This is a genomic window from Limnohabitans sp. TEGF002 (assembly GCF_055395845.1).
The window spans coordinates 766,985-787,811 of record NZ_AP029224.1; the positions used below are offsets into that span (position 1 = coordinate 766,985).

19 protein-coding genes are annotated in these 20,827 nt (G+C 60.3%); 18 read left to right on the forward strand and 1 reads right to left on the reverse strand.

The window, feature by feature from the left end; all coding sequences use genetic code 11:
- Window positions 1–14: 14 nt before the first annotated feature.
- The 3 genes from ACZ5SR_RS03925 to ACZ5SR_RS03935 all read left to right on the forward strand — a co-directional run bounded on the left by ACZ5SR_RS03925 (window position 15) and on the right by ACZ5SR_RS03935 (window position 2,895).
- Complete coding sequence (locus ACZ5SR_RS03925) at window positions 15–701, forward strand: DUF484 family protein (protein WP_464450271.1); 687 nt, start codon at window positions 15–17, stop codon at window positions 699–701.
- A 3-nt stretch (window positions 702–704) separates the two neighbouring features.
- Window positions 705–1,679 (forward strand): tyrosine recombinase XerC, encoded by a 975-nt coding sequence (locus ACZ5SR_RS03930; protein ID WP_464450272.1) that lies wholly within the window; start codon window positions 705–707, stop codon window positions 1,677–1,679.
- A gap of 118 nt (window positions 1,680–1,797) precedes the next feature.
- On the forward strand, window positions 1,798–2,895 hold the full coding sequence (locus tag ACZ5SR_RS03935; RefSeq protein ID WP_464450273.1) for a CobW family GTP-binding protein: 1,098 nt from the start codon (window positions 1,798–1,800) through the stop codon (window positions 2,893–2,895).
- 228 nt (window positions 2,896–3,123) lie between these two features.
- Here the strand turns inward: ACZ5SR_RS03935 and ACZ5SR_RS03940 are convergent, their stop codons facing one another.
- Window positions 3,124–3,564, reverse strand: coding sequence for a hypothetical protein (locus tag ACZ5SR_RS03940; protein ID WP_464451082.1), 441 nt, complete (start codon window positions 3,562–3,564; stop codon window positions 3,124–3,126).
- 1 nt (window position 3,565) lies between these two features.
- Between ACZ5SR_RS03940 and dksA the strand changes: the two genes are divergently transcribed.
- From dksA to ftsA, 15 genes are all read left to right on the forward strand, one after another.
- Window positions 3,566–4,285, forward strand: a complete 720-nt coding sequence (gene dksA / locus ACZ5SR_RS03945) for an RNA polymerase-binding protein DksA (protein ID WP_464451008.1) — start codon at window positions 3,566–3,568, stop codon at window positions 4,283–4,285.
- Between the two features lie 350 nt (window positions 4,286–4,635).
- Complete coding sequence (gene mraZ, locus ACZ5SR_RS03950; RefSeq protein ID WP_464451009.1) at window positions 4,636–5,064, forward strand: division/cell wall cluster transcriptional repressor MraZ; 429 nt, start codon at window positions 4,636–4,638, stop codon at window positions 5,062–5,064.
- A gap of 5 nt (window positions 5,065–5,069) precedes the next feature.
- Window positions 5,070–5,999 carry a 16S rRNA (cytosine(1402)-N(4))-methyltransferase RsmH gene (gene rsmH / locus ACZ5SR_RS03955; RefSeq protein WP_464450274.1) on the forward strand — a complete coding sequence of 310 codons (930 nt, stop codon included), beginning with the start codon at window positions 5,070–5,072 and terminating at the stop codon, window positions 5,997–5,999.
- Window positions 5,996–6,286 carry a cell division protein FtsL gene (gene ftsL, locus ACZ5SR_RS03960; protein ID WP_464450275.1) on the forward strand — a complete coding sequence of 97 codons (291 nt, stop codon included), beginning with the start codon at window positions 5,996–5,998 and terminating at the stop codon, window positions 6,284–6,286. Before rsmH ends, ftsL begins: the two co-directional genes overlap by 4 nt.
- Window positions 6,283–8,016, forward strand: coding sequence for a peptidoglycan D,D-transpeptidase FtsI family protein (locus ACZ5SR_RS03965; RefSeq protein WP_464450276.1), 1,734 nt, complete (start codon window positions 6,283–6,285; stop codon window positions 8,014–8,016). The genes ftsL and ACZ5SR_RS03965 overlap by 4 nt, the downstream gene beginning before the upstream one ends.
- On the forward strand, window positions 8,016–9,548 hold the full coding sequence (locus tag ACZ5SR_RS03970) for a UDP-N-acetylmuramoyl-L-alanyl-D-glutamate--2,6-diaminopimelate ligase (protein ID WP_464450277.1): 1,533 nt from the start codon (window positions 8,016–8,018) through the stop codon (window positions 9,546–9,548). The genes ACZ5SR_RS03965 and ACZ5SR_RS03970 overlap by 1 nt, the downstream gene beginning before the upstream one ends.
- The gene (locus ACZ5SR_RS03975; protein ID WP_464450278.1) at window positions 9,545–10,999 is read left to right on the forward strand and encodes a UDP-N-acetylmuramoyl-tripeptide--D-alanyl-D-alanine ligase; all 1,455 of its coding nucleotides are present in this window, start codon (window positions 9,545–9,547) and stop codon (window positions 10,997–10,999) included. The genes ACZ5SR_RS03970 and ACZ5SR_RS03975 overlap by 4 nt, the downstream gene beginning before the upstream one ends.
- On the forward strand, window positions 10,989–12,167 hold the full coding sequence (gene mraY / locus ACZ5SR_RS03980; protein ID WP_464450279.1) for a phospho-N-acetylmuramoyl-pentapeptide-transferase: 1,179 nt from the start codon (window positions 10,989–10,991) through the stop codon (window positions 12,165–12,167). The genes ACZ5SR_RS03975 and mraY overlap by 11 nt, the downstream gene beginning before the upstream one ends.
- 3 nt (window positions 12,168–12,170) lie before the next feature.
- Window positions 12,171–13,952, forward strand: coding sequence for a UDP-N-acetylmuramoyl-L-alanine--D-glutamate ligase (gene murD / locus ACZ5SR_RS03985; protein ID WP_464450280.1), 1,782 nt, complete (start codon window positions 12,171–12,173; stop codon window positions 13,950–13,952).
- A 5-nt stretch (window positions 13,953–13,957) separates the two neighbouring features.
- Window positions 13,958–15,250, forward strand: a complete 1,293-nt coding sequence (ftsW, locus tag ACZ5SR_RS03990) for a putative lipid II flippase FtsW (protein ID WP_464451010.1) — start codon at window positions 13,958–13,960, stop codon at window positions 15,248–15,250.
- The gene (murG, locus tag ACZ5SR_RS03995; protein WP_464450281.1) at window positions 15,247–16,311 is read left to right on the forward strand and encodes an undecaprenyldiphospho-muramoylpentapeptide beta-N-acetylglucosaminyltransferase; all 1,065 of its coding nucleotides are present in this window, start codon (window positions 15,247–15,249) and stop codon (window positions 16,309–16,311) included. Before ftsW ends, murG begins: the two co-directional genes overlap by 4 nt.
- Window positions 16,308–17,717, forward strand: a complete 1,410-nt coding sequence (murC, locus tag ACZ5SR_RS04000; protein WP_464450282.1) for a UDP-N-acetylmuramate--L-alanine ligase — start codon at window positions 16,308–16,310, stop codon at window positions 17,715–17,717. Before murG ends, murC begins: the two co-directional genes overlap by 4 nt.
- 86 nt (window positions 17,718–17,803) lie before the next feature.
- Window positions 17,804–18,760 carry a D-alanine--D-alanine ligase gene (locus ACZ5SR_RS04005; protein ID WP_464450283.1) on the forward strand — a complete coding sequence of 319 codons (957 nt, stop codon included), beginning with the start codon at window positions 17,804–17,806 and terminating at the stop codon, window positions 18,758–18,760.
- Window positions 18,757–19,545 (forward strand): cell division protein FtsQ/DivIB, encoded by a 789-nt coding sequence (locus tag ACZ5SR_RS04010; RefSeq protein WP_464450284.1) that lies wholly within the window; start codon window positions 18,757–18,759, stop codon window positions 19,543–19,545. Before ACZ5SR_RS04005 ends, ACZ5SR_RS04010 begins: the two co-directional genes overlap by 4 nt.
- Window positions 19,546–19,585: 40 nt before the next feature.
- Window positions 19,586–20,815, forward strand: a complete 1,230-nt coding sequence (gene ftsA, locus ACZ5SR_RS04015; RefSeq protein WP_464450285.1) for a cell division protein FtsA — start codon at window positions 19,586–19,588, stop codon at window positions 20,813–20,815.
- Window positions 20,816–20,827 lie beyond the last annotated feature (12 nt).

Sequence of the window (20,827 nt, forward strand, 5' to 3'; positions counted from 1 at the left end):
TTTGGAGCCTCCCCATGACGACGCCTGAACCCATGAGCCCGATCACCGAAGACGACATCGCCGATTATTTGGTGAACACACCGGACTTTTTCGAGCGCCATGCCTCGCTCTTGGCCACCGTGCAGCTGACCCACCCGCAAAGCCACCGAACGGTGGGCTTGCAAGAGCGCCAGGCGCAAATGCTGCGCGACAAGATCAAGGGTCTGGAGCACCGCATCATGGACATGATCCGGCACGGCAACGAGAACATGATCTTGACCGACAAGCTGCACCGTTGGTCGTGCGAGCTGCTGGTGACGCCGCAGGACCAACTGGCTGCGTCGGCTGTGGACAACATCCGCGAATTGTTTCAGGTGCCGCAGGTGGCTTTGCGTTTGTGGTCGCTGCAGGATGCGCATGCCCAAGCGGCATATGCGCAGGGCGTGACCGAAGCGGTGCAGGTACTGGCCACTTCACTGGATACGCCTTACGTTGGACCGAACTCGGGTTACGAAGCCGTGCAGTGGCTGGATGAGCCCACTCAGGCGGCTTCTTTGGCGCTGCTCGCTTTGCGTGCGGCACCGGGGCAACCTGCTTTTGGTTTGCTGGTGCTGGCATCTCCTGACGCCCAGCGCTTCAACAGCCAGATGGGCACCGACCTGCTGGAGCGCCTGGCCGAGTTGGCCGGAGCGGCCTTGTCGGTTCTGCATCAGCGGGCCTGAGCCATGTCGGCTGAGCAGGCCACCGACCCGCTGGTGACCCGCTATTTGGACCATGTTCGCTTTGAAAAACGCCTGGCCGAGCGCACCTGCACCCTGTACCAGCTGGACTTGATTCGCTTGGCCGACATGGCAGCGGCATCGGGTGTGCCTTTGCTGCAGGTGCAAAGCGGCCATGTGCGCCGCTGGGTGGCGCAGATGCACAGCGCCGGACGCAGCGGGCGGGGCATTGCGCTCATCTTGTCGGGCTGGCGCGGGTTTTACACCTGGCTGGGGCGCGAGGGTTTGATCCCGCACAACCCGGTGGCCGATGTGCGGGCCCCGCGTGTGGCCAAGCCCCTTCCCAAAGCGCTGGGCGTGGACGAAGCCGTGCAACTGGCCGAGCACGAAGAAGACAACGACGATCCCTGGCTCGAAGCCCGCGATGCGGCCATGGTGGAGTTGCTCTACGGCTGCGGCCTGCGGATTGCCGAGCTGACCGGGCTGGACGTGGTGGCCAGCACCGAAGCGGCGCGTGCAGGGCGCGGCTGGATCGACCTGCAAAACGCCGAGGTGCAAGTGCAGGGCAAAGGCAGCAAGCGCCGCACCGTGCCGTTGGGGCGATCTGCCATCGAGGCGCTGACCCACTGGCTGGCCGTGCGGCCACAGTTGACGGGCATGCTGACGCAGCCTGCCAAAGGGGCATCCCCTTTGGCGTTGGCACTGTTTCCCGGCCGCCAAGGCACGCGCCTGACGCCGCGCGGTGTGGCGCAGCGCCTCAAGCGCCGCAGCCTGCTGGCGGGCTTGGCCACCCCGGTGCACCCGCACATGCTGCGCCACTCGTTTGCCAGCCATGTGCTTCAGTCCAGCGGCGACTTGCGGGCCGTACAAGAATTACTGGGGCACGCCAACATCAGCACCACCCAGGTTTACACACGGCTGGATTTTCAGCACTTGGCCAAAACCTACGATGCGGCCCATCCTCGCGCCAAGCGCAAATGAGGCTGGGGCCTGCGCTGCAAATGCCTTGTGAGGCCATCCCCGCAGGGCTCATGCCGAGCTTGAATTCGTCGCTACACTCCCCAACTCTTGTTGTCTTGTCCTGAACTGGAACCGCGCCATGTCCCTGATCCCCACCACCATCCTGACCGGCTTTTTGGGCTCGGGCAAAACCACACTGCTCAAGCGCGTGCTGACCGAGGCCCATGGCCAAAAAATCGCTGTGATTGAAAACGAGTTCGGCGAGGAAAACATCGACAACGACATCTTGGTCTCGGACACCGACGAGCAGATCATCCAGATGAGCAACGGCTGCATCTGCTGCACCATCCGCGAAGACCTGCGTGTGACCTTGCAACTGCTGGCCGCCAAGCGCCGCAAAGGCTTGTTGAACTTCGACCGCATCGTGATCGAGACCACAGGCTTGGCCGACCCCGGCCCGGTGGCGCAGACTTTTTTCATGGACGACGAGATCGCCGAGACCTTTTTGCTCGACTCCATCCTGACCCTAGTGGACGCCAAGCACGCGGCACAGCAACTGAACGACCGCCAAGAAGCGCGTCGTCAGGTGGGCTTTGCCGACCAGATCTTCATCAGCAAGGCCGACCTGGTCTCGCCCCAGGAGCTGGACGCCTTGCAGCACCGCCTGAAACACATGAACCCGCGTGCGCCGCAAAAGGTGGTGCACTTTGGCGAGGTGGCCTTGTCTGAGGTGTTCGACCTCAAGGGCTTCAACCTGAACGCCAAACTCGACATCGACCCGGACTTTTTGAAGGACGATGCCCACGACCATGACCACGCGCATGGCGAGCATTGCGATCACCCCTCTCACCAACACGACCACGCACATGACCATGAGCACGGTGAGCACTGCGACCATCCCTCGCACGCCCACGAGCAGGGCCACCACCATCACCACGATGACGATGTCAAAAGTTTTGTTTTCCGCTCGGACAAAGCCTTTGATCCGGCCAAGCTGGAAGACTTCTTGGGCGCTATTGTCAATATTTACGGCCCCCGCATGCTCCGTTACAAAGGCGTGTTGAACATGCGTGGCACCGAGCGCAAGGTGATTTTCCAAGGCGTGCACCAGCTCATGGGCAGCGATTTGGGCCCTATGTGGGCGGACGGTGAGGTCAAAACGAGCAAAATGGTATTCATTGGCATCGATTTACCCAAAGATATCTTGCTCCAAGGCTTGGAGCAGTGTCTGGTTTGAGGCGCCTGTCCACGACGGCTGGCCAGTCTGGCGGTGGGCTTGAACTTGTCTTTAATAAGTTGCGCGACATTTTTTGATCGTTCTTATCGCTACAATCGCCCGCCTGAAGCCCCCCCTTTACGGGTGGGCTGGTGAACCCCATAAGGTCTATAACAAGGGTTTTGTATGCAAATGAACAGGTTTTTTAATCGGTTGCTGCAGTGTGGCAAGAGGTTTGGGCCTGCCCTTTCACACGGCTAGGAGACAAGACGTGAAGACCTCGAGCAAAAAAGCGGCCACCCAAGTGACCTCCAGCAAAGCCAAGGCGGCGCCGGCTAAAAAAGCAGCGCCAACCAAAAAGGCAACACCCGCCAAAAAAGCAGTGCCAATCAAAAAGCCGACACCCGCCAAAAAGGCAGTGGCGGTCAAAAAGCCAGCACCGGTCAAAAAGCCATCGCCCGTTAAATCTGCTGCTCCTGCGCCATCCAAACCCGTCAAGGTGAAAGCCAAAACGGCGGCGGCACCTGTCAAAACCCTGAAGACGGCCAAACCTGTTGCAGCTGCCAAAGTCGCACCAGCCAAGAACACCAAAAAAACTGCTGCGCCAGCCGCTCCGAAAGCGCGTGTTGTCAGCCCCAAGCCCATTCCGGCCCCCAAGGCCAAGGCGACCCCGAAGCCTGCTGCTCCCAAGATGATCTCTGTACCTGAAGCGAAACCTATGACTGTAAAAAAAGTGGCGACACCGACTCCTGAGGTCGCCCAAGCTGCCACACCGGCAGCGGTGCCTGTTGTGGCGGCGGCCCCCGATCAATTGATTCGTGCCACCCGGCCCTCTGCACGTCTTGCCCAGATCACTGTGCCTTCCTTGCCACCTGCAGTGGCCTCTACGGCCGCCAAGGCCAGTTTCATGCCCAGCGCCCCTGTGGCGACGCTATCTGCTCCTTTTGCACCGATCAAGAAAGACCCCAAGCTGGCCAACAACTGGCAGAGCAAGCCAGTGGAGGCTTTGAGTGATGCCGAAATTCTGGCGATGCCTGATGCGGAGTACATGAACAGCGTGCAGATGGCGTATTTCCGCCGCAAGTTGGCCATTCTCAAACAGGACATTCTGAACAGTGCCGGTGCCACCACCGAGCACTTGCGCGAGGACACCGTGGTGGTGCCCGATCCCGCCGACCGTGCCACGATCGAGGAAGAGCATGCCCTGGAGTTGCGCACCCGCGACCGTGAGCGCAAGTTGCTCAAGAAAATCGAACAATCCATTGTCTTGATCGATGGTGGCGAATACGGCTACTGCGACGAAACGGGTGAACCCATTGGTGTGGGGCGTTTGTTGGCTCGTCCTACCGCGACCTTGTCCCTTGAAGCGCAGCAGCGCCGTGAGCTCAAGCAAAAAATGTTCGGTGATTGACGCGGCGGACCCTCGGCTCATGCATGAAAAAGCCCCTGAACAGGGGCTTTTTCATGTCCGGGGTGTACCGGTCGGGCCTGGAAAGGCTTATTTGCTTTTAATGCATTTGTTATTTTTGATTTTTTAAAATCCTTCACAGGTTACTTTCAGAGCCGTCTGTAAGTGTCTAATTTACAAAGAAATTCCGCTTTCATTAGGCTTCAATTTCACCGCTAAGCCCTTGATTTCATTGAAAAAAATCGATCTACACCTGTTGAGTTGCACTGAATTCCTGATACAGTGCAAAAAAGTGCAATTAAGTGGGGAAAAGTGTCTCTGCTGGTGCCTTTCAACTGAAAAAGGTCGTGGCTGTGTTTCAAGGGGCTTCATCGCTGAGTCTGGATGCCAAGGGGCGGTTGTCTGTACCGACCCGGCACCGTGACGTCCTGAGCGCCACGGCGCAGGGTCAGCTGACGATCACCAAGCACCCGCACGGCTGCCTGATGGTGTTTCCTCGCCCTGAGTGGGAAAAATTCCGCGAGCGCATTGCCCAATTGCCCATGTCTGCCCAGTGGTGGAAGCGCATCTTTTTGGGCAACGCCATGGATGTGGAGATGGATGGCACGGGTCGCGTGCTGATCTCGCCCGAGTTGCGCCAGGCCGCTGGCATCTCCAAAGACACCATGCTGCTGGGCATGGGCAACCATTTCGAGTTGTGGGACAAAACCAGCTATGACGCGCAAGAGGCGCAGGCCATGCAGGGCGAGATGCCCGATGTGTTCAAGGATTTTTCGTTCTGAACGCGATGACTGAATCTGCACTGACCCACACCACTGTGCTCTTGAATGAGGCCGTGGACGAGTTGTTTGAGGCCACTGCGGGTGCCGACGGCGCGTATGTAGATGCTACTTTTGGGCGTGGTGGGCACTCCCGTTTGATTCTTTCGCGCCTTTCGGCGCAAGGTCGTTTGCAGGCTTTTGACAAAGACCTCGAAGCGATTGCAGAGGCTGGACGGATTGCAGACAGCCGATTTTCGATCCGCCACGAAGGCTTTTCGAATCTGGGTGAGCTGCCATCCGGCAGTGTCGATGGCGTCTTGATGGACCTGGGCATCAGCTCTCCCCAAATTGACAGCCCCGAGAGGGGTTTTTCTTTTCGTTTTGACGGACCACTGGACATGCGCATGGACACCACGCGCGGACAAAGTGTGGCCGATTGGCTGGCCACTGCAGAGGTGGATCAAATCACGGAGGTGATACGTGACTATGGCGAAGAACGGTTTGCTTTTCAGATTGCAAAGGCGCTTGTGGCTCGCCGACAAGAGCGGGGCCCAATTTCAACCACCACCGATCTGGCCCAGCTCGTGGCTGACACGGTCAAAACCCGCGAGCCGGGTCAGAACCCTGCAACGCGGACATTTCAGGCTTTTCGGATTTTCATCAACGCCGAGCTTGAAGAGCTCGAACAGGCGCTAGAGGCCAGCTTGCAGGTGCTGGCACCAGGTGGGCGTTTGGTGGTGATCAGTTTCCATTCGCTGGAGGACCGCATCGTCAAGCAGTTCATCGCCAAGCATTCCAAAGAAGTGGTGGACCGACGTGTGCCCTTTGCAGCGCCTGTGAAAATGCGCCTCAAAGCCTGTGGTCGCGTGCGACCCAGCGAGGAGGAGGTGCGCGGCAACCCCCGCTCGCGCAGCGCCATCATGCGCATGGCTGAGCGCACCGAGGTGCCAGCATGACCCGCTTGAGCATCTTTCTGTTGTTGGCCGCTTTGGTCAGTGCGTTGCTCTTGGTGCACAGCCAGTACGAGACGCGTCGTTTGTTCATGGCGCTCGAGTCGGCCAAAAAAGAGGCCAAGCGTCTGGAGGTGGACCACGATCGCCTGCAGGTGGAGCGCCGTGCCCAGGCCACACCGCTGCGTGTGGAACAAATTGCGCGTCAGCAGTTGCAAATGCGCACGGCGTCACCCGCCATCACCCAATACGTTTCCACCCAAGGTGCAGCAGGCCAGGAGACGCGTCCATGAGCCGCAGTGTCCAGCTCTCATCGAGCCCGCTGCTGGCCAGCAAGACCCCGGTTTGGCGCAGCAAACTGATTGTGGCGGCCATTGCGCTGGGTTTCACGGGCTTGATCGCACGTGCGGCCTATGTGCAGGTTTTCGCCAATGACTTTTTCTTGCGCCAAGGCGAAGTTCGTTTTACCAGGACGCTGACTTTGCCCGCCAACCGTGGGCGTGTGCTTGACCGCAATGGCATGCTGCTGGCGTCGAGTGTGCCGGCGCCCAGCATTTGGGCCAACCCGGAAGACATCGAGCGCGACCCCGCCAAACTGCGTGAACTGGCGCGCCTGTTGGGCATCAGCTCCGCTGAGCTGGACAAAAAACTCAAGGACGACGAGAAGACCTTTGTCTGGCTGCGCAGGCAGCTCGATGAGCCGGTGGTCAAAGAAATCTTGGCATTGGGCATCAAGGGTGTGTACGACATCAAGGAGTACAAGCGCTTGTACCCTGAAGGCGAAGCGGCTGCGCACATCGTGGGCTTCACCAATGTGGAAGACCAAGGCCAGGAGGGTGTGGAACTGGTGTTCCAAAAACAGCTCTCTGGCAAGCCGGGTTCGCGCCGTGTGATCAAGGACCGTTTGGGTCGCGTGGTCGAAGACGTGGGTGAGACCGTACCGCCCATCGACGGCGAAGACTTGCAGCTAAGTATTGACAGCAAGGTCCAGTTTTTTGCCTACCAAAAGTTGCGCGAGGCCGTGCTGGAGCACAAAGCCAAGGCCGGTAGCGTGGTCGTGCTCGACGCGCAGTCAGGCGAAATTTTGGCGCTGGCCAATTACCCGAGCTATTCGCCGGACAAACGCGTCAATTTGAGTGGTGAGCAGTTGCGCAACCGGGCCTTGACGGACACCTTCGAGCCCGGCTCGACCATGAAACCGTTTGCCGTGGCCTTGGCGCTGGAAAAAGGTTTGGTCAAGCCGGAGACCCCCATTCAGATCGCCCCTGGCCGCATCACCATCACCGGCTCGACCATCACCGACGCCCATCCGCATGGCGTGCTCACTGTCAACGAGGTGATTCAGAAATCGAGCAACGTGGGTACGGTGAAGATGGCCATGCAAATGCAGCCCCGCGAGATGTGGGAGATGTTTGCACAGGTGGGTTTTGGACAAAAGCCGCAACTGCCTTTCCCCGGGGTCGTCAGTGGCCGCTTGCGCCCCTATAAAACCTGGCGACCCATCGAGCAGGCCACCATGAGCTATGGCTATGGCATTTCAAGCAGCCTGTTCCAGGTGGCCAGGGCTTATACCGTGTTTGCACGCGACGGTGAGGTGGTGCCTGCCACCTTGATGAAGGCTGAGCAACAGGTGGCGGGTGTGCGCGTCATCAGCGCAGAAAATGCCAAAGCCATGCGCAAGATGCTGCAAATGGCTGCAGGCCCCGGTGGCACCGCACAAAAAGCCCAGACCATGGGCTATTCCGTGGGCGGTAAGACCGGCACGGCACACAAACAAGAAGGCAAAGGCTATGCCGGTAAAAAATACCGTGGCTTCTTTGTTGGTCTGGCACCGATCGAGGCACCGCGCATTGTTGTCGCGGTGATGATCGATGAACCCAGCAATGGCCGCTATTACGGCGGCGATGTGGCGGCGCCCGTGTTCAGCCAGACGGTGCAGCAAACTTTGCGCATGATGGGTGTGCAGCCCGACATGGCCGTCAAGCCACAAATCGTGGCCCAATCGGTCGAGGAGTCGTTCTGATGCAGATGCTGCACAACGCCCCCGAAGCGGCCCGCTGGTTGCGCACGCACGTGACGGGAGAGCTGCGCACCGACAGCCGATTGGTCAAGGCGGGCGACGGCTTCATTGCCTGGCCTGGTGCGGCCACCGATGGGCGGCGTTTCCTGGCTGCAGCGCTGGCGCAGGGGGCCGCAGCCTGCCTGATGGAGGCGCAGGACCATGCGCCCTGGCTTCAGGATCTCCAGGACAAGGTTGCCCCAAAGCTGGCCGTCATGTCTGGGCTCAAGGCGCAGACGGGCTTGCTCGCCGACGCCTATTACGAACACCCCAGCCAGGCCTTGAAAGTGCTGGCGGTCACGGGTACCAATGGCAAAACATCGACGGCCTGGTGGCTGGCGCAGGCGCTGTCTTCACCCGTACTGCAGCAATCCTGCGGTTTGGTGGGCACCCTCGGCGTAGGCCGCTTGCCCGACTTGGTCAGCACGGGCATGACCACACCTGACCCGGTGCTGTTGCAACGCCAGTTCCGGCAGTTCGCGAGTGGCGGCGTGACGCACTGCGCCATCGAAGCCTCCTCCATCGGTCTGGCCGAGCACCGCTTGGACGGCACCTACATCCGAGTGGCCGTCTTCACCAATTTCACCCAGGACCACCTGGACTACCACGGCGACATGGCCCGTTACTGGTCGGCCAAGGCCGCTTTGTTTGCTTGGCCCGGTTTGCAGTCGGCCATCATCAACATCGACGATGCGCAAGGCGCTTTGCTGGCCCAGCAGTTGCAAGGCGGCCCGCTCGACCTTTGGACCTGCTCGCGGCGCGGCCCTGCTCGCCTGCAAGCGCGTGCCTTAGCCAGCGACCAGGGTTTGGCCTTTGAGGTCATCGAAGGCCAAGCCGTGCAGACCCTGCGCACTGGGTTGATCGGCGACTACAACATGGACAACCTGCTGGGTGTGATCGGCAGTTTGCGCGCCCTGGGCTTTGATTTGGCGCAAGCGGTGCAGGCCTGTGCGCAGCTGACGGCGGTGCCCGGCCGCATGGAGCGCGTGACTTTTGAGCTGTCGGGTGCCCAAGCCGATCTGAAAAGCCCGCTGGTGGTCGTGGACTATGCCCACACGCCCGACGCCATCACCCAGGCCTTGTCCGCGCTGCGTTCGCAAGCGATGCTGCGGGGCGGTCGCCTGTGGTGTGTGCTGGGTTGTGGCGGTGACCGCGATGCCAGCAAGCGCCCCTTGATGGCGGCTGCCGCCGAAACTGGTGCCGACCAAGTGGTGCTGACCAGCGACAACCCCCGTACCGAATCGCCTGAGGCGATTGTGGCGGCGATGGTCCAAGGTCTGAGTCGTCCGGCATCGGCCCGCACTCAACTTGACCGTGCCTTGGCCATTGGTGAAGCAGTGACACTGGCTGCCGCGCAAGACGTCGTGTTGGTGGCCGGCAAAGGCCATGAAAGCGATCAAGAGATCATGGGCGCGCGCCACCCGTTTTCGGATGTGGCGCAGGCCCGCAGGGCTTTGCAGCAACGCGCTGCAAAGCGCCAGGGGGTGCTCGCATGAACGCTCCGGTGTCGTCCATGAAGCTGAGTTTGAGTCTCGCCATGAGTTGGCTGAGCCAAGTGCGCGGCGTGAATGTGCAAGGTGTGGTGGTCGACCGGGTGCACACCGACAGCCGCAGCCTGCAAGCGGGTGACCTGTTTGTAGCCTTGCGCGGTGAGCGCTTTGATGGCAACGGCTTCATCGCCCAAGCCAAAGCGCAAGGCGCGGTGGCGGTGGTGTGTGAAGCTTCAGGCGAAGCACATGCGCTGTCGCACGGCTTGCCAGCGCTGGTGGTGCCCGATGCGCGCATCGCTTTGGGTGAGCTGGCGGCTGGCTGGCGTGCACAGTTCAATTTGCCGCTGATCGCCGTGACCGGCAGCAATGGCAAAACCACTGTGACGCAAATGATTGCGTCCATTTTGCGTGCCCATGCGGGAGACGACGCCTTGTCCACCCAGGGCAACCTGAACAACGACATTGGCGTCCCCCTGACCTTGTTCAATTTGCGTGCCCACCACCGCATCGCTGTGGTCGAGTTGGGCATGAACCATCCCGGCGAGATCGCCTACTTGTCCAAGTTGGCCCAACCCACCGTGGCCCTGGTCAACAACGCACAGCGCGAGCACCAGGAGTTCATGGGCACGGTGGAAGCCGTGGCGTATGAAAACGGGGCTGTGTTGCAGGCCTTGCCGCCCGAAGGCGTTGCGGTGTTTCCAGCCGACGATGTCTACACCCCCATCTGGCAGGGCTTGTCGGCTGGACGCTCGCAGCGCTGCTTTGCCATGACGTCTGACGCAGACGCCGATGTGCGGGCCGCAGTGGTGGTCTGGCAGTCGGATGCTTGGCAGTTCACCCTCAAAACCCCCGAGGGCACTGCGCCCGTTCGCTTGCACATTGCAGGGCGACACAACGTCAAAAACGCTTTGGCTGCAACGGCCTGCGCTTTGGCCGCAGGCGTACCTTTGGCTGCCGTGGTCCAGGGTCTGATGGCTTTTGAGCCCGTGAAGGGGCGTTCGCGAGCCCTGGTGCTGCACAGCGGTGACCTCGACATCACCGTGATCGACGACACCTACAACGCCAACCCCGACTCGGTACGCGCCGCCATCGATGTCTTGGCCGAATTGCCTGCGCCGCGTTTGCTGGTGTTGGGCGACATGGGCGAAGTGGGCAACCAAGGCCCTGAGTTCCACGCCGAGGTGGGAACGTATGCGGCCGATCGCGGCATCGAGGCTTTTTACACCCTGGGCGATTTGTGCCTGCACAGTGCTCAGGCCTTTGGTGCCGCTCGGCACTTCGAAGACATGGACAGTTTGCTGACAGCGGTGACGGTGCCGCTGAGCGAGTTCCGCAGCGTGGTCGTCAAAGGCTCGCGGTTCATGAAGATGGAGCGCGTGGTGCAAGCGCTGCAGTCGCACAGCGACGACAAGAACAGTCAAAACAAAGATAAAAAAGGGGAGCCCCATGCTGCTTAGCCTGGCCCAATGGTTGCAAAGTTTGTCCCCCGAATGGGGGTTTTTGCGTGTCTTCCAATACATCACCTTCCGTGCGGTGATGGCCGCGATGACGGCGCTCCTGATCGGCCTGGCCGCAGGCCCTTGGGTCATCCGCCGCTTGACCTCGCTCAAGATTGGTCAGCCGATTCGTGGCTACGGCATGGAATCGCACCTGTCCAAAAGCGGCACCCCCACCATGGGCGGTGTGCTCATTTTGTTGTCGATCGCCATCTCCACTTTGCTGTGGTTTGACCTGTCCAACCGTTTTGTCTGGATCGTGTTGATCGTGACCCTGGGCTTTGGAGCCATTGGCTGGGTGGACGACTGGCGCAAGGTGGTCAACAAAGACCCCGAGGGCATGCGTTCACGCGAAAAGTATTTTTGGCAATCGGTCATTGGCTTGCTAGCCGCGCTGTACTTGGTGTTCAGCATTTCAGAAAGCTCAAATGTGCGTGTGTTGGATTTGTTTGGTCAGTGGGTCATGTCCGGCTTTGATGTGAACTTGCCACCCAAGGCGGGTTTGCAGGTGCCCTTCTTCAAAGAAGTCAACTACCCGCTGGGCGTGCTGGGTTTTGTGATCCTGACCTATCTGGTGATTGTGGGCTCCAGCAATGCGGTCAACCTCACGGACGGTTTGGATGGCTTGGCCATCATGCCGGTGGTCATGGTGGGCTCGGCACTGGGTGTGTTTGCCTACGTGACGGGCAGCTCGGTGTATTCCAAATACCTGTTCTTCCCGCACATCCCAGGATCGGGCGAGTTGCTGATTTTCTGCGCCGCCATGGCGGGCGCTGGCCTCGCCTTCTTGTGGTTCAACACGCACCCTGCTCAAGTGTTTATGGGCGATGTGGGCGCGTTGGCACTGGGTGCCGCACTGGGCACCATCGCCGTCATCGTGCGCGCCGAAATCGTGCTGGCCATCATGGGCGGCATCTTTGTGGTGGAGGCCTTGTCGGTGATGGCGCAGGTGACCTATTTCAAGTACACCAAGAAAAAATACGGTGAAGGTCGACGCATCCTGAAGATGGCGCCTTTGCACCACCATTTTGAAAAGAGCGGCTGGAAGGAAACGCAAGTGGTTGTGCGTTTCTGGATCATCACCATGCTGCTGTGTCTGGTCGGCTTGTCGACCCTGAAGCTGAGGTAAGCCATGCAGCTCCAAGGTCAACACGTTCTGATTCTCGGTTTGGGTGCATCGGGCCTGGCGATGGCCCGTTGGTGCGCGCATGCCGGAGCTGACGTGACCGTGGCCGACACCCGTGACACGCCACCGCAGTTGGCTGCTTTGCAGGCCGAGTGGCCTGCTGTGCGATTTGTGTCGGGGCCTTTTGTGGCCAGTTTGGTCGAGGGCACATCGGTGCGTGCGGTGTTCCGCAGCCCCGGTTTGGCCCCTGAGGTGGTGGCTCCGGTGGTGGAAGCAGCCCGTTCCATGGGGCTGTGGCAAGGGGGCGAGCTGAGCTTGTTCGCTGCTGGTTTGCAGGAACTGAAAGAACGGTTTGGCTATGCCCCACAGCTGCTGGCCATCACCGGCACCAACGGCAAGACCACGGTCACATCGCTCACCGGGCAACTGGTGGCGCGTGCGGGCAAAACCGTGAAAGTGGCGGGCAACATTGGCCCCACGCTGCTGGATACCTTGACCGAAGCGAAGGCGCAAGCACATGTGCAGGTCGAGCAAGAGGCTGCTGAACATGCTGCCGCTGAGCTTGAAAACCAAGATCAGGTCAGTGAGCCGCCGCCGGTGACAAGCGCCCAAGAAAAAACCACCCCAGCGCAAGCGCAGGATGAGCCCGCAAGCGAGGCGACCGATACAGGCGATACAGGCGATACAGGCGATACAGACCAAGAGCTGATAAGCCTGGACGACGAGACCGAGGTTGAACGGCCTCTGCCCCTTCCTCCCACCGTGCAGGACCCCATGGCACAGGCGTTGCCGCAGGTTTGGGTCTTGGAGTTGTCCAGCTTCCAGCTCGACAGCAGCGAAGGTTTTGAGCCGACGGCCGCCACGGTGCTGAACATCTCACAAGACCACCTGGACTGGCATGGCAGCATGGCTGCCTATGCCACCGCCAAAGCCCGCATTTTTGGTGTGCAGGCCCTGATGGTGCTCAACCGCGAAGACGCGCAGGTCATGGCCATGCGGCCCGAGCCTGTGCGTGTCAAGTTGCAAAAGCCAGTTGAACGCGCCTGTGTGCTGTTTGGTGGTGACATGCCCCAGCGCCCTGGTGACTTCGGCATCGAAGTCACGCATGGCATGACTTGGTTGGTGCGCGCCTTGGAAGCCGATGAAACACGCCGCCGCCGCAAAGACGCGGCAGAAGAGTTGCACATCCAGCGCCTGATGCCTGCCGACGCCTTGCGCATTCGGGGACGCCACAACGCGGTCAATGCACTCGCTGCCTTGGCGCTGGCCAGCAGCGCGGGTTGCGCCCTGGGCCCCATGCTGTATGGCCTGCGTGAATACAGGGGTGAGCCGCACCGGGTGGAGCCGGTCGCGATCATCAACGAGGTGGAATTTTTTGACGACAGCAAGGGCACCAACGTGGGCGCCACAGTGGCCGCTTTGCAAGGCTTGGGCGCTGACCGCCGCGTGGTGGTCATCTTGGGCGGTGATGGCAAAGGCCAGGACTTCTTCCCATTGGCCGATCCCGTCAAGCGCTTTGCCCGTGGCGTGGTCTTGATCGGCCGCGATGCAGCCGTCATCCGCGAAGCGTTGCTGGGCACGGATGTGCCACTGCACGATGCCGCCGACATGCCTGCGGCCGTTGCGCAAGCTGCGGCCATGGCACGCAGTGGGGATGCGGTTTTGATGTCGCCCGCTTGCGCCAGCTTTGACATGTTTGACAACTATGGCCACCGGGCCGAGGTGTTTGTCCAAGCCGTGGCCAGCTTGGCCGAAGCGGCGGGTGTGGCCATGGAGGGTGCGCTGTGAGCGAAGTGTTGTCGTTCTCGCAACGCCTGCAGGCAGGCTTCTCCCGTTGGGGCCAGGTGATCACGGGTCGCGCATCGGGCGCTCAGGCTGCAGGCGGACAGGGTTTGCCAGTCAATTTGGGCAGCTACGATTTCGCCCGCAACGGTGCGGGTTCAGGCACCCGTTTGCAAAGCGTGGACCAGGCGCTCGTCTGGGTGGTGGTCGCCTTGCTCATGTGGGGCATGGTCATGGTGTATTCGGCCTCGATCGCCATGCCGGACAACCCCCGTTTCTCGCGATACACACAAACCCATTTTTTGACGCGGCACGTGATTTCCATGTTGGTGGGCAGTGTCATGGCCTTGTTGGCTTTTCAGGTGCCCACCGAGACTTGGGAAAAAGTGGCCAGACCCTTGTTTGTGTTGTCACTGGTGTTGCTGGCCTTGGTGTTGATTCCCTTCATTGGCAAAGGGGTCAACGGGGCGCGGCGCTGGATTTCCTTTGGCATCATGAATTTTCAGCCCTCCGAATTGGCGAAATTTGCCACCATCATTTATGCGGCCGATTACATGGTGCGCAAGATGGAAGTGAAAGAGCGTTTCTTCCGTGCGGTCTTGCCCATGGGGGCGGCTGTGGCTTTGGCTGGGGTGTTTTTGCTGGCCGAGCCTGACATGGGGGCCTTCATGGTGATCGCCATCATTGCCATGGGCATCCTGTTTCTGGGCGGTGTCAATGCCCGCATGTTCTTCCTGATTTTTGCGGTGCTGGTGGGTGCGTTTGTGGTGATGATTGCCGCATCCCCTTGGCGCAGGGACCGCATCTTTGCTTATCTGGACCCCTTCAGTGCTGAGCACGCTTTGGGCAAGGGTTACCAGCTCTCGCATTCACTGATCGCCATTGGTCGCGGTGAAGTGTGGGGCGTGGGTTTGGGTGGCAGTGTGGAAAAACTGCACTGGCTGCCAGAGGCCCACACCGACTTTTTGTTGGCAGTGATCGGTGAAGAGTTCGGTTTGGTGGGAGTGAGCCTGGTGATCTGCCTGTTTTTGTGGCTCAGCCGACGCATCATGGTGATCGGTAGGCAAGCCATTGCGTTGGACAAAGTTTTTTCGGGTTTGGTTGCCCAAGGCGTGGGCATTTGGATTGGTTTTCAGGCCTTCATCAACATGGGTGTGAATTTGGGTGCTTTGCCCACCAAGGGTCTGACACTGCCTTTGATGAGTTACGGCGGTTCGGCCATCATGATGAACCTGATTGCCATCGCGGTGGTGCTGCGCATCGACGCCGAAAACAAACAGATGATGCGCGGAGGCCGTGCATGACGCAAAAATGCGCACTGGTCATGGCGGGCGGCACGGGGGGACACATTTTCCCGGGCCTGGCTGTGGCCGAGGCTTTGCGTGAGGCGGGCTGGCGCGTGCACTGGTTGGGCGTGCCAGACAGCATGGAAAGCCAGCTGGTGCCGCCGCGCGGTTTTGCCTTTGAGGCGGTGGCCTTTGGGGGTGTGCGCGGCAAGGGGCTGACCACACTGGCATTCTTGCCACTCAAGCTGCTGAGGGCTTTCTGGCAAAGCCTGCAAGTGGTACGCCGCGTCAAGCCCGACGTGGTGCTGGGGCTGGGCGGTTACATCACTTTCCCGGGCGGCATGATGGCCAGCTTATGGGGCAAGCCTTTGGTTCTGCACGAGCAAAACTCGGTGGCGGGACTGGCCAACAAGGTGCTGGCGCAATTGGCCGATCGGGTGTTCACCGCATTCCCTGGCGTCTTCAAAACAGGTCAATGGGTGGGCAATCCCCTGCGCCGCGCTTTCACTGAACAAGCCACGCCCGCTGGACGCTTTGCCGGACGCAGTGGCCCTTTGCGTGTGCTGGTGGTGGGCGGAAGCCTGGGAGCCAAGGCGTTGAACGACATCGTGCCGCAAGCTTTGGCCTTGATGCCAGAAGCCGTACGCCCGCAAGTCATTCACCAAAGCGGCGCCAAGCAAATTGACGCGCTGCGGGCCAACTACGCGAACGCAGGTGTGCAAGCCGAATTGACCCCGTTCATCGATGACACGGCCAGCGCCTTTGCGCAGGCCGATCTTGTGATCTGTCGTGCAGGCGCCAGCACCGTGACCGAGTTGGCCGCAGTGGGCGTGGCCGCCTTGTTCGTGCCATTCCCATTTGCTGTTGACGACCACCAGACCACCAATGCGCAGTTCTTGGTGGCCTCGGGTGGTGGCTGGCTGGTACCGCAGGCCGAGTTGACCGCACAAAACTTGGCCGAGCGCCTGACGGCCTTGAGCCGTGACACATTGCAAGACGTGGCACAAAAAGCCCACGCACAGAAAAAAACAAATGCGACCAGGGAGGTTGTGATGGCTTGTGAGGAGTTGGCGACATGAAGCACGCCATCCGAAAAATTCATTTCATCGGTGTCGGCGGCTCAGGCATGAGCGGCATCGCCGAAGTCTTGCTCAATTTGGGTTACCAGATTTCTGGCTCCGATTTGTCCGACAGCACCACACTGCAGCGGTTGGCGGCTTTGGGCATCGTCACCCATGTGGGTCACAGCGCGGACAACGTCCAAGACGCCGATGCCGTGGTCACCTCGACCGCCGTGAAAGCCGACAACCCCGAGGTGCTGGCTGCTCGGGCGCGCCATATTCCTATCGTGCCGCGAGCTGTCATGCTGGCAGAGCTGATGCGCATGAAGCAGGGTGTGGCCATTGCGGGCACACACGGCAAAACCACCACCACCAGCCTGGTGGCCAGTGTGTTGGCCGAGGCCGGACTGGACCCAACCTTTGTGATTGGCGGCCGATTGAACAGTGCTGGCGCCAATGCCAAACTGGGTACAGGCGACTACATTGTGGTCGAGGCCGATGAATCTGACGCGTCTTTCCTGAACCTGCTGCCGGTGATGGCTGTGGTGACCAACATCGACGCTGACCACATGGAAACCTATGGCCACGACTTGGCCAAGCTCAAGGCGGCCTTTGTCGAGTTCTTGCACCGCATGCCTTTTTACGGCACGGCCATCGTCTGCTCGGACGACCCGGGGGTTCAGTCCATCTTGGACGACATCGCTCGCCCGGTCACCACCTATGGCCTGAACGAGGGCGCTCAGGTGCGTGCGGTGGACGTGCGTGCCCAAAACGGGCAAATGCACTTCACGGTGCAAAGGCGCAACGGCGTGACCTTGCCGGATATGCCCATCGTGTTGAATTTGCCTGGCTTGCACAATGTGCTCAATGCCTTGGCCGCCATTTCCGTGGCCGTAGAGCTGGGGGTTGAAGATGCCGCTGTGCAACGCGCTCTTGCCCAGTTCAAGGGTGTCGGTCGCCGCTTTCAGCGCTATGGCGAGGTGGCCACGGCCGACGGCCAAGGCCGCTTCACGGTCATTGACGATTACGGGCACCACCCTGTCGAGATGGCGGCCACGCTGGCAGCAGCCCGTGGCGCATTCCCCGGGCGACGCTTGGTGTTGGCGTTCCAGCCACACCGCTACAGCCGAACACGTGATTGTTTTGAAGATTTCGTGAAAGTCATTGGCCAGGGCTGTGACAGCGTGCTGCTGTCTGAGGTCTATGCGGCAGGCGAAGCCCCCATCGTGGCCGCGGATGGCCGTTCGCTGGCGCGCGCGCTGCGCGTGGCAGGCAAGGTCGAACCCGTCTTTGTGGACGCGATTGCCGACATGCCGCAAGCCGTGCTTGGCAACGCCCGCGACGGCGATGTGGTGATTTGCATGGGTGCAGGCTCCATCGGGGCCGTGCCCGCGCAAGTGGTCGATATGGGAGGTGCCGCATGAATGCATTGAGCAACGCCGGGCCGTCCCAAGTTGCGAAGGCCCCCTTGGGGGGCAGCGAACCACACGCAGTGGGGAGCGTAGGGGCCATGTCTTTGGGCAAAGTGGCGGTGCTCATGGGCGGACAATCGGCTGAGCGCGAAGTGTCTTTGATGTCGGGGCAGGGGGTTTTGGCCGCCTTGCGGGCTTCGGGCGTGGATGCCCATGCGTTTGATCCGGCCGAGCGCGACTTGAGTGAACTCAAACGCGAAGGCTTCGCACGTTGCTTTATCGCCCTGCATGGCCGTTATGGCGAAGATGGCACGGTGCAGGGTGCCTTGGAGTTGCTGGGCATCCCCTATACCGGTTCGGGCGTGATGGCTTCGAGTATTGCCATGGACAAGACCATGACCAAGCGTGTCTGGTTGGCCGAAGGCTTGCCTACGCCCACTTATGTGCTGGTGCGCCGTGAGGAGCTGGGTCATGTGTCGCTGGATGGGTTGGTTCGGGCATTGAGCTTGCCCATGATCGTCAAGCCTGCACGGGAGGGGTCATCGATCGGCGTGACCAAAGTGGTGCGGGCCGAGGACCTGCCTGCGGCGCTTGCGGCAGCCGCCCAGTGCGATGCTGACATTTTGTGCGAACAGTGCATTGTGGGTGATGAGGTCACTTGCCCTGTGCTGGGGGAAGCACAAACAGCCAAGGCCTTGCCGGTGATCCGCATCGTGGCCCCCGAGGGCAACTACGACTACCAAAACAAGTATTTCACCGACGACACCCAGTACCTGGTGCCAAGTGGCCTGCCCGCAGCAGAAGAAGCTGCCATCGAGGCGTTGGTCATCAAGGCTTACCAAGTTCTTGGCTGCAGGGGATGGGGGCGTCTGGATGTGATGATCGATGCCATCACACGGCAGCCTTACCTGCTGGAGATCAACACCTCGCCAGGCATGACCGGTCACTCGCTGGTGCCCATGTCAGCGAAAGCTGCAGGCATCAGCTATGAGGCCTTGTGCTGCCAGTTGCTCGCTTCCGCCACGCTGGACCATGTGCAGGAGGTGCGCGGGTGAAAACGACGACGGCTTTGCCCCTGGACATCCGGCTCATGAACATGGCTGCAGCTTTGCTGACAGCGGTGTTCGTGTTGCTGGTGCTGGGCGGCGGAGCATGGTGGTTGCTGCGCCATCCAGCGTTTGCAATTGAGGCAATCACGGTGCAGGGTGAGGTCACGCGCAACAACGCCGTGACCCTGCGCGCCAACGTCATGCCGCAGCTCAGCGGTAATTTTTTCACCATGGATCTGAAACGCACACGCGATGCCTTCGAGGCCGTGCCCTGGGTCCGTGAGGCTGTGGTGCACCGTGATTTCCCCAATCGATTGAAGGCGGTGCTGATGGAGCACGAACCCATGGCGTTGTGGGGCGATGACAGTGCAAACAAGATGGTGAACCAACAAAGCCGCGTTTTTGAGGCCAATGTCGAAGACGTGGATGTGGACAAACTGCCGCGCCTCAAAGGTCCGGATGCGCAGTCACAGAGCGTGGTGCAGATGTACCGCCATTTGTTGCCGATGTTCGAGGCTGTGGACATGGGCATTGAACAACTGGAATTGACCCCCCGGGGCAGCTGGCGTGTGGTCACCGACAGCGGTGCACTGCTGGAGTTGGGTCGGGGCACGGAGGCTGAGATCACGGCCCAGTTGAAAGTGTTTTTCAGGACGCTGTCGCAAGTGACAGCCCGTTATGGCCGCACGCCGACCGCTTTGGCCGGGGCGGATTTGCGTCACAAGGATGGCTATGCCTTGCGTCTGCGGGGTGTCACCACCCTGGAAGCAGACGGCAAGAAAAAGCTTTGACGGGTCAAGACAAAAGAATGAAACGGAAACGGTGATTCAAATGGCAAAAGAGTACAAAGATCTGGTGGTGGGATTGGACATCGGCACCTCCAAAGTGATGGCGGTGGTGGCTGAGGTGATGCCCGACGGCGAGCTCAAGATCGCAGGTCTGGGCATTGCCCCTGGCAATGGCCTCAAGCGGGGGGTGGTCGTCAACATCGACGCCACGGTGCAAAGCATCCAGCAAGCGCTCAAAGAAGCCGAGTTGATGGCCGACTGCAAGATCACCCGCGTCAATGTGGGCATCACCGGTAGCCACATTCGGGGCATCAATTCCAGCGGCATGGTGGCCATCAAGGACAAGGAAGTCACACAGGCCGATCTGGCCCGCGTGATGGAAACAGCGCGGGCCATCAACATCTCCAGCGATCAACGTTTGCTGCTGGTGGCACCCCAAGAATTCGTGATCGACGGTCAAGAAGTCAAAGAACCGATCGGCATGAGTGGCATGCGCCTGGAAGCGAAGGTGCACATCGTGACCGGCGCGCAAAGCGCCGCCGAAAACATCATCAAGTGTGTGCGTCGTTGCGGCCTTGAAGTCGATCAGTTGCTGCTCAACCCGCAATCGTCCAGCTTGGCCGTGTTGTCAGAAGACGAGCGCGAGCTGGGTGTGGTGTGTGTGGACATTGGCGCTGGCACCACCGATGTGGCGATTTTTGCCAACGGTTCGATCCGCCACACTGCCGTGATCCCGATTGCAGGCGACCTGATCACCAGCGACATCGCGATGGCCTTGCGCACCCCCACCAAGGATGCCGAAGACATCAAGGTTGAAAGCGGTTACGCCAAGCAATTGCTGGCCGACCCCGATGCGCAAGTCGAAGTACCAGGCCTGGGCGACCGTGGCCCACGCATGCTCAGCCGACAGGCTTTGGCGGGTGTGATTGAGCCGCGCATCGAAGAGATCTTCTCGCTGGTGCACCAAGTGATCCGAGAGTCGGGTTACGAAGAAGTGCTGTCGTCCGGCATTGTCCTCACTGGCGGTAGCGCCGTGATGCCCGGCATGGTGGAACTGGGCGAGGACATTTTCCTCAAGCCCGTGCGCCGTGGATTGCCCAAATATTCAGGTGGGTTGGCCGACATGGTCAGCCAACCTCGCGCCGCCACCGTGATGGGCCTCTTGGAAGAAGCCCGCATGGCCCGTCTGCGTGGGTACAAAGTGACACAAAAGAAAAGTTCGGTGAACAACGCCTTTGGCCGTTTCAAAGACTTCATCGTGGGGAACTTCTGATGAGTTGGCAAA

Bases quoted from the DNA above. Each gene is read 5' to 3' on its own strand.
- ACZ5SR_RS03925 (WP_464450271.1), top strand. From the start codon at position 15: ATGACGACGCCTGAACCCATGAGCCCGATCACCGAAGACGACATCGCC.
- ACZ5SR_RS03930 (WP_464450272.1), top strand. From the start codon at position 705: ATGTCGGCTGAGCAGGCCACCGACCCGCTGGTGACCCGCTATTTGGAC.
- ACZ5SR_RS03935 (WP_464450273.1), top strand. From the start codon at position 1,798: ATGTCCCTGATCCCCACCACCATCCTGACCGGCTTTTTGGGCTCGGGC.
- dksA (WP_464451008.1), top strand. From the start codon at position 3,566: ATGATCTCTGTACCTGAAGCGAAACCTATGACTGTAAAAAAAGTGGCG.
- rsmH (WP_464450274.1), top strand. From the start codon at position 5,070: ATGACTGAATCTGCACTGACCCACACCACTGTGCTCTTGAATGAGGCC.
- ftsL (WP_464450275.1), top strand. From the start codon at position 5,996: ATGACCCGCTTGAGCATCTTTCTGTTGTTGGCCGCTTTGGTCAGTGCG.
- ACZ5SR_RS03965 (WP_464450276.1), top strand. From the start codon at position 6,283: ATGAGCCGCAGTGTCCAGCTCTCATCGAGCCCGCTGCTGGCCAGCAAG.
- ACZ5SR_RS03970 (WP_464450277.1), top strand. From the start codon at position 8,016: ATGCAGATGCTGCACAACGCCCCCGAAGCGGCCCGCTGGTTGCGCACG.
- ACZ5SR_RS03975 (WP_464450278.1), top strand. From the start codon at position 9,545: ATGAACGCTCCGGTGTCGTCCATGAAGCTGAGTTTGAGTCTCGCCATG.
- mraY (WP_464450279.1), top strand. From the start codon at position 10,989: ATGCTGCTTAGCCTGGCCCAATGGTTGCAAAGTTTGTCCCCCGAATGG.
- murD (WP_464450280.1), top strand. From the start codon at position 12,171: ATGCAGCTCCAAGGTCAACACGTTCTGATTCTCGGTTTGGGTGCATCG.
- murG (WP_464450281.1), top strand. From the start codon at position 15,247: ATGACGCAAAAATGCGCACTGGTCATGGCGGGCGGCACGGGGGGACAC.
- murC (WP_464450282.1), top strand. From the start codon at position 16,308: ATGAAGCACGCCATCCGAAAAATTCATTTCATCGGTGTCGGCGGCTCA.
- ACZ5SR_RS04005 (WP_464450283.1), top strand. From the start codon at position 17,804: ATGTCTTTGGGCAAAGTGGCGGTGCTCATGGGCGGACAATCGGCTGAG.
- ftsA (WP_464450285.1), top strand. From the start codon at position 19,586: ATGGCAAAAGAGTACAAAGATCTGGTGGTGGGATTGGACATCGGCACC.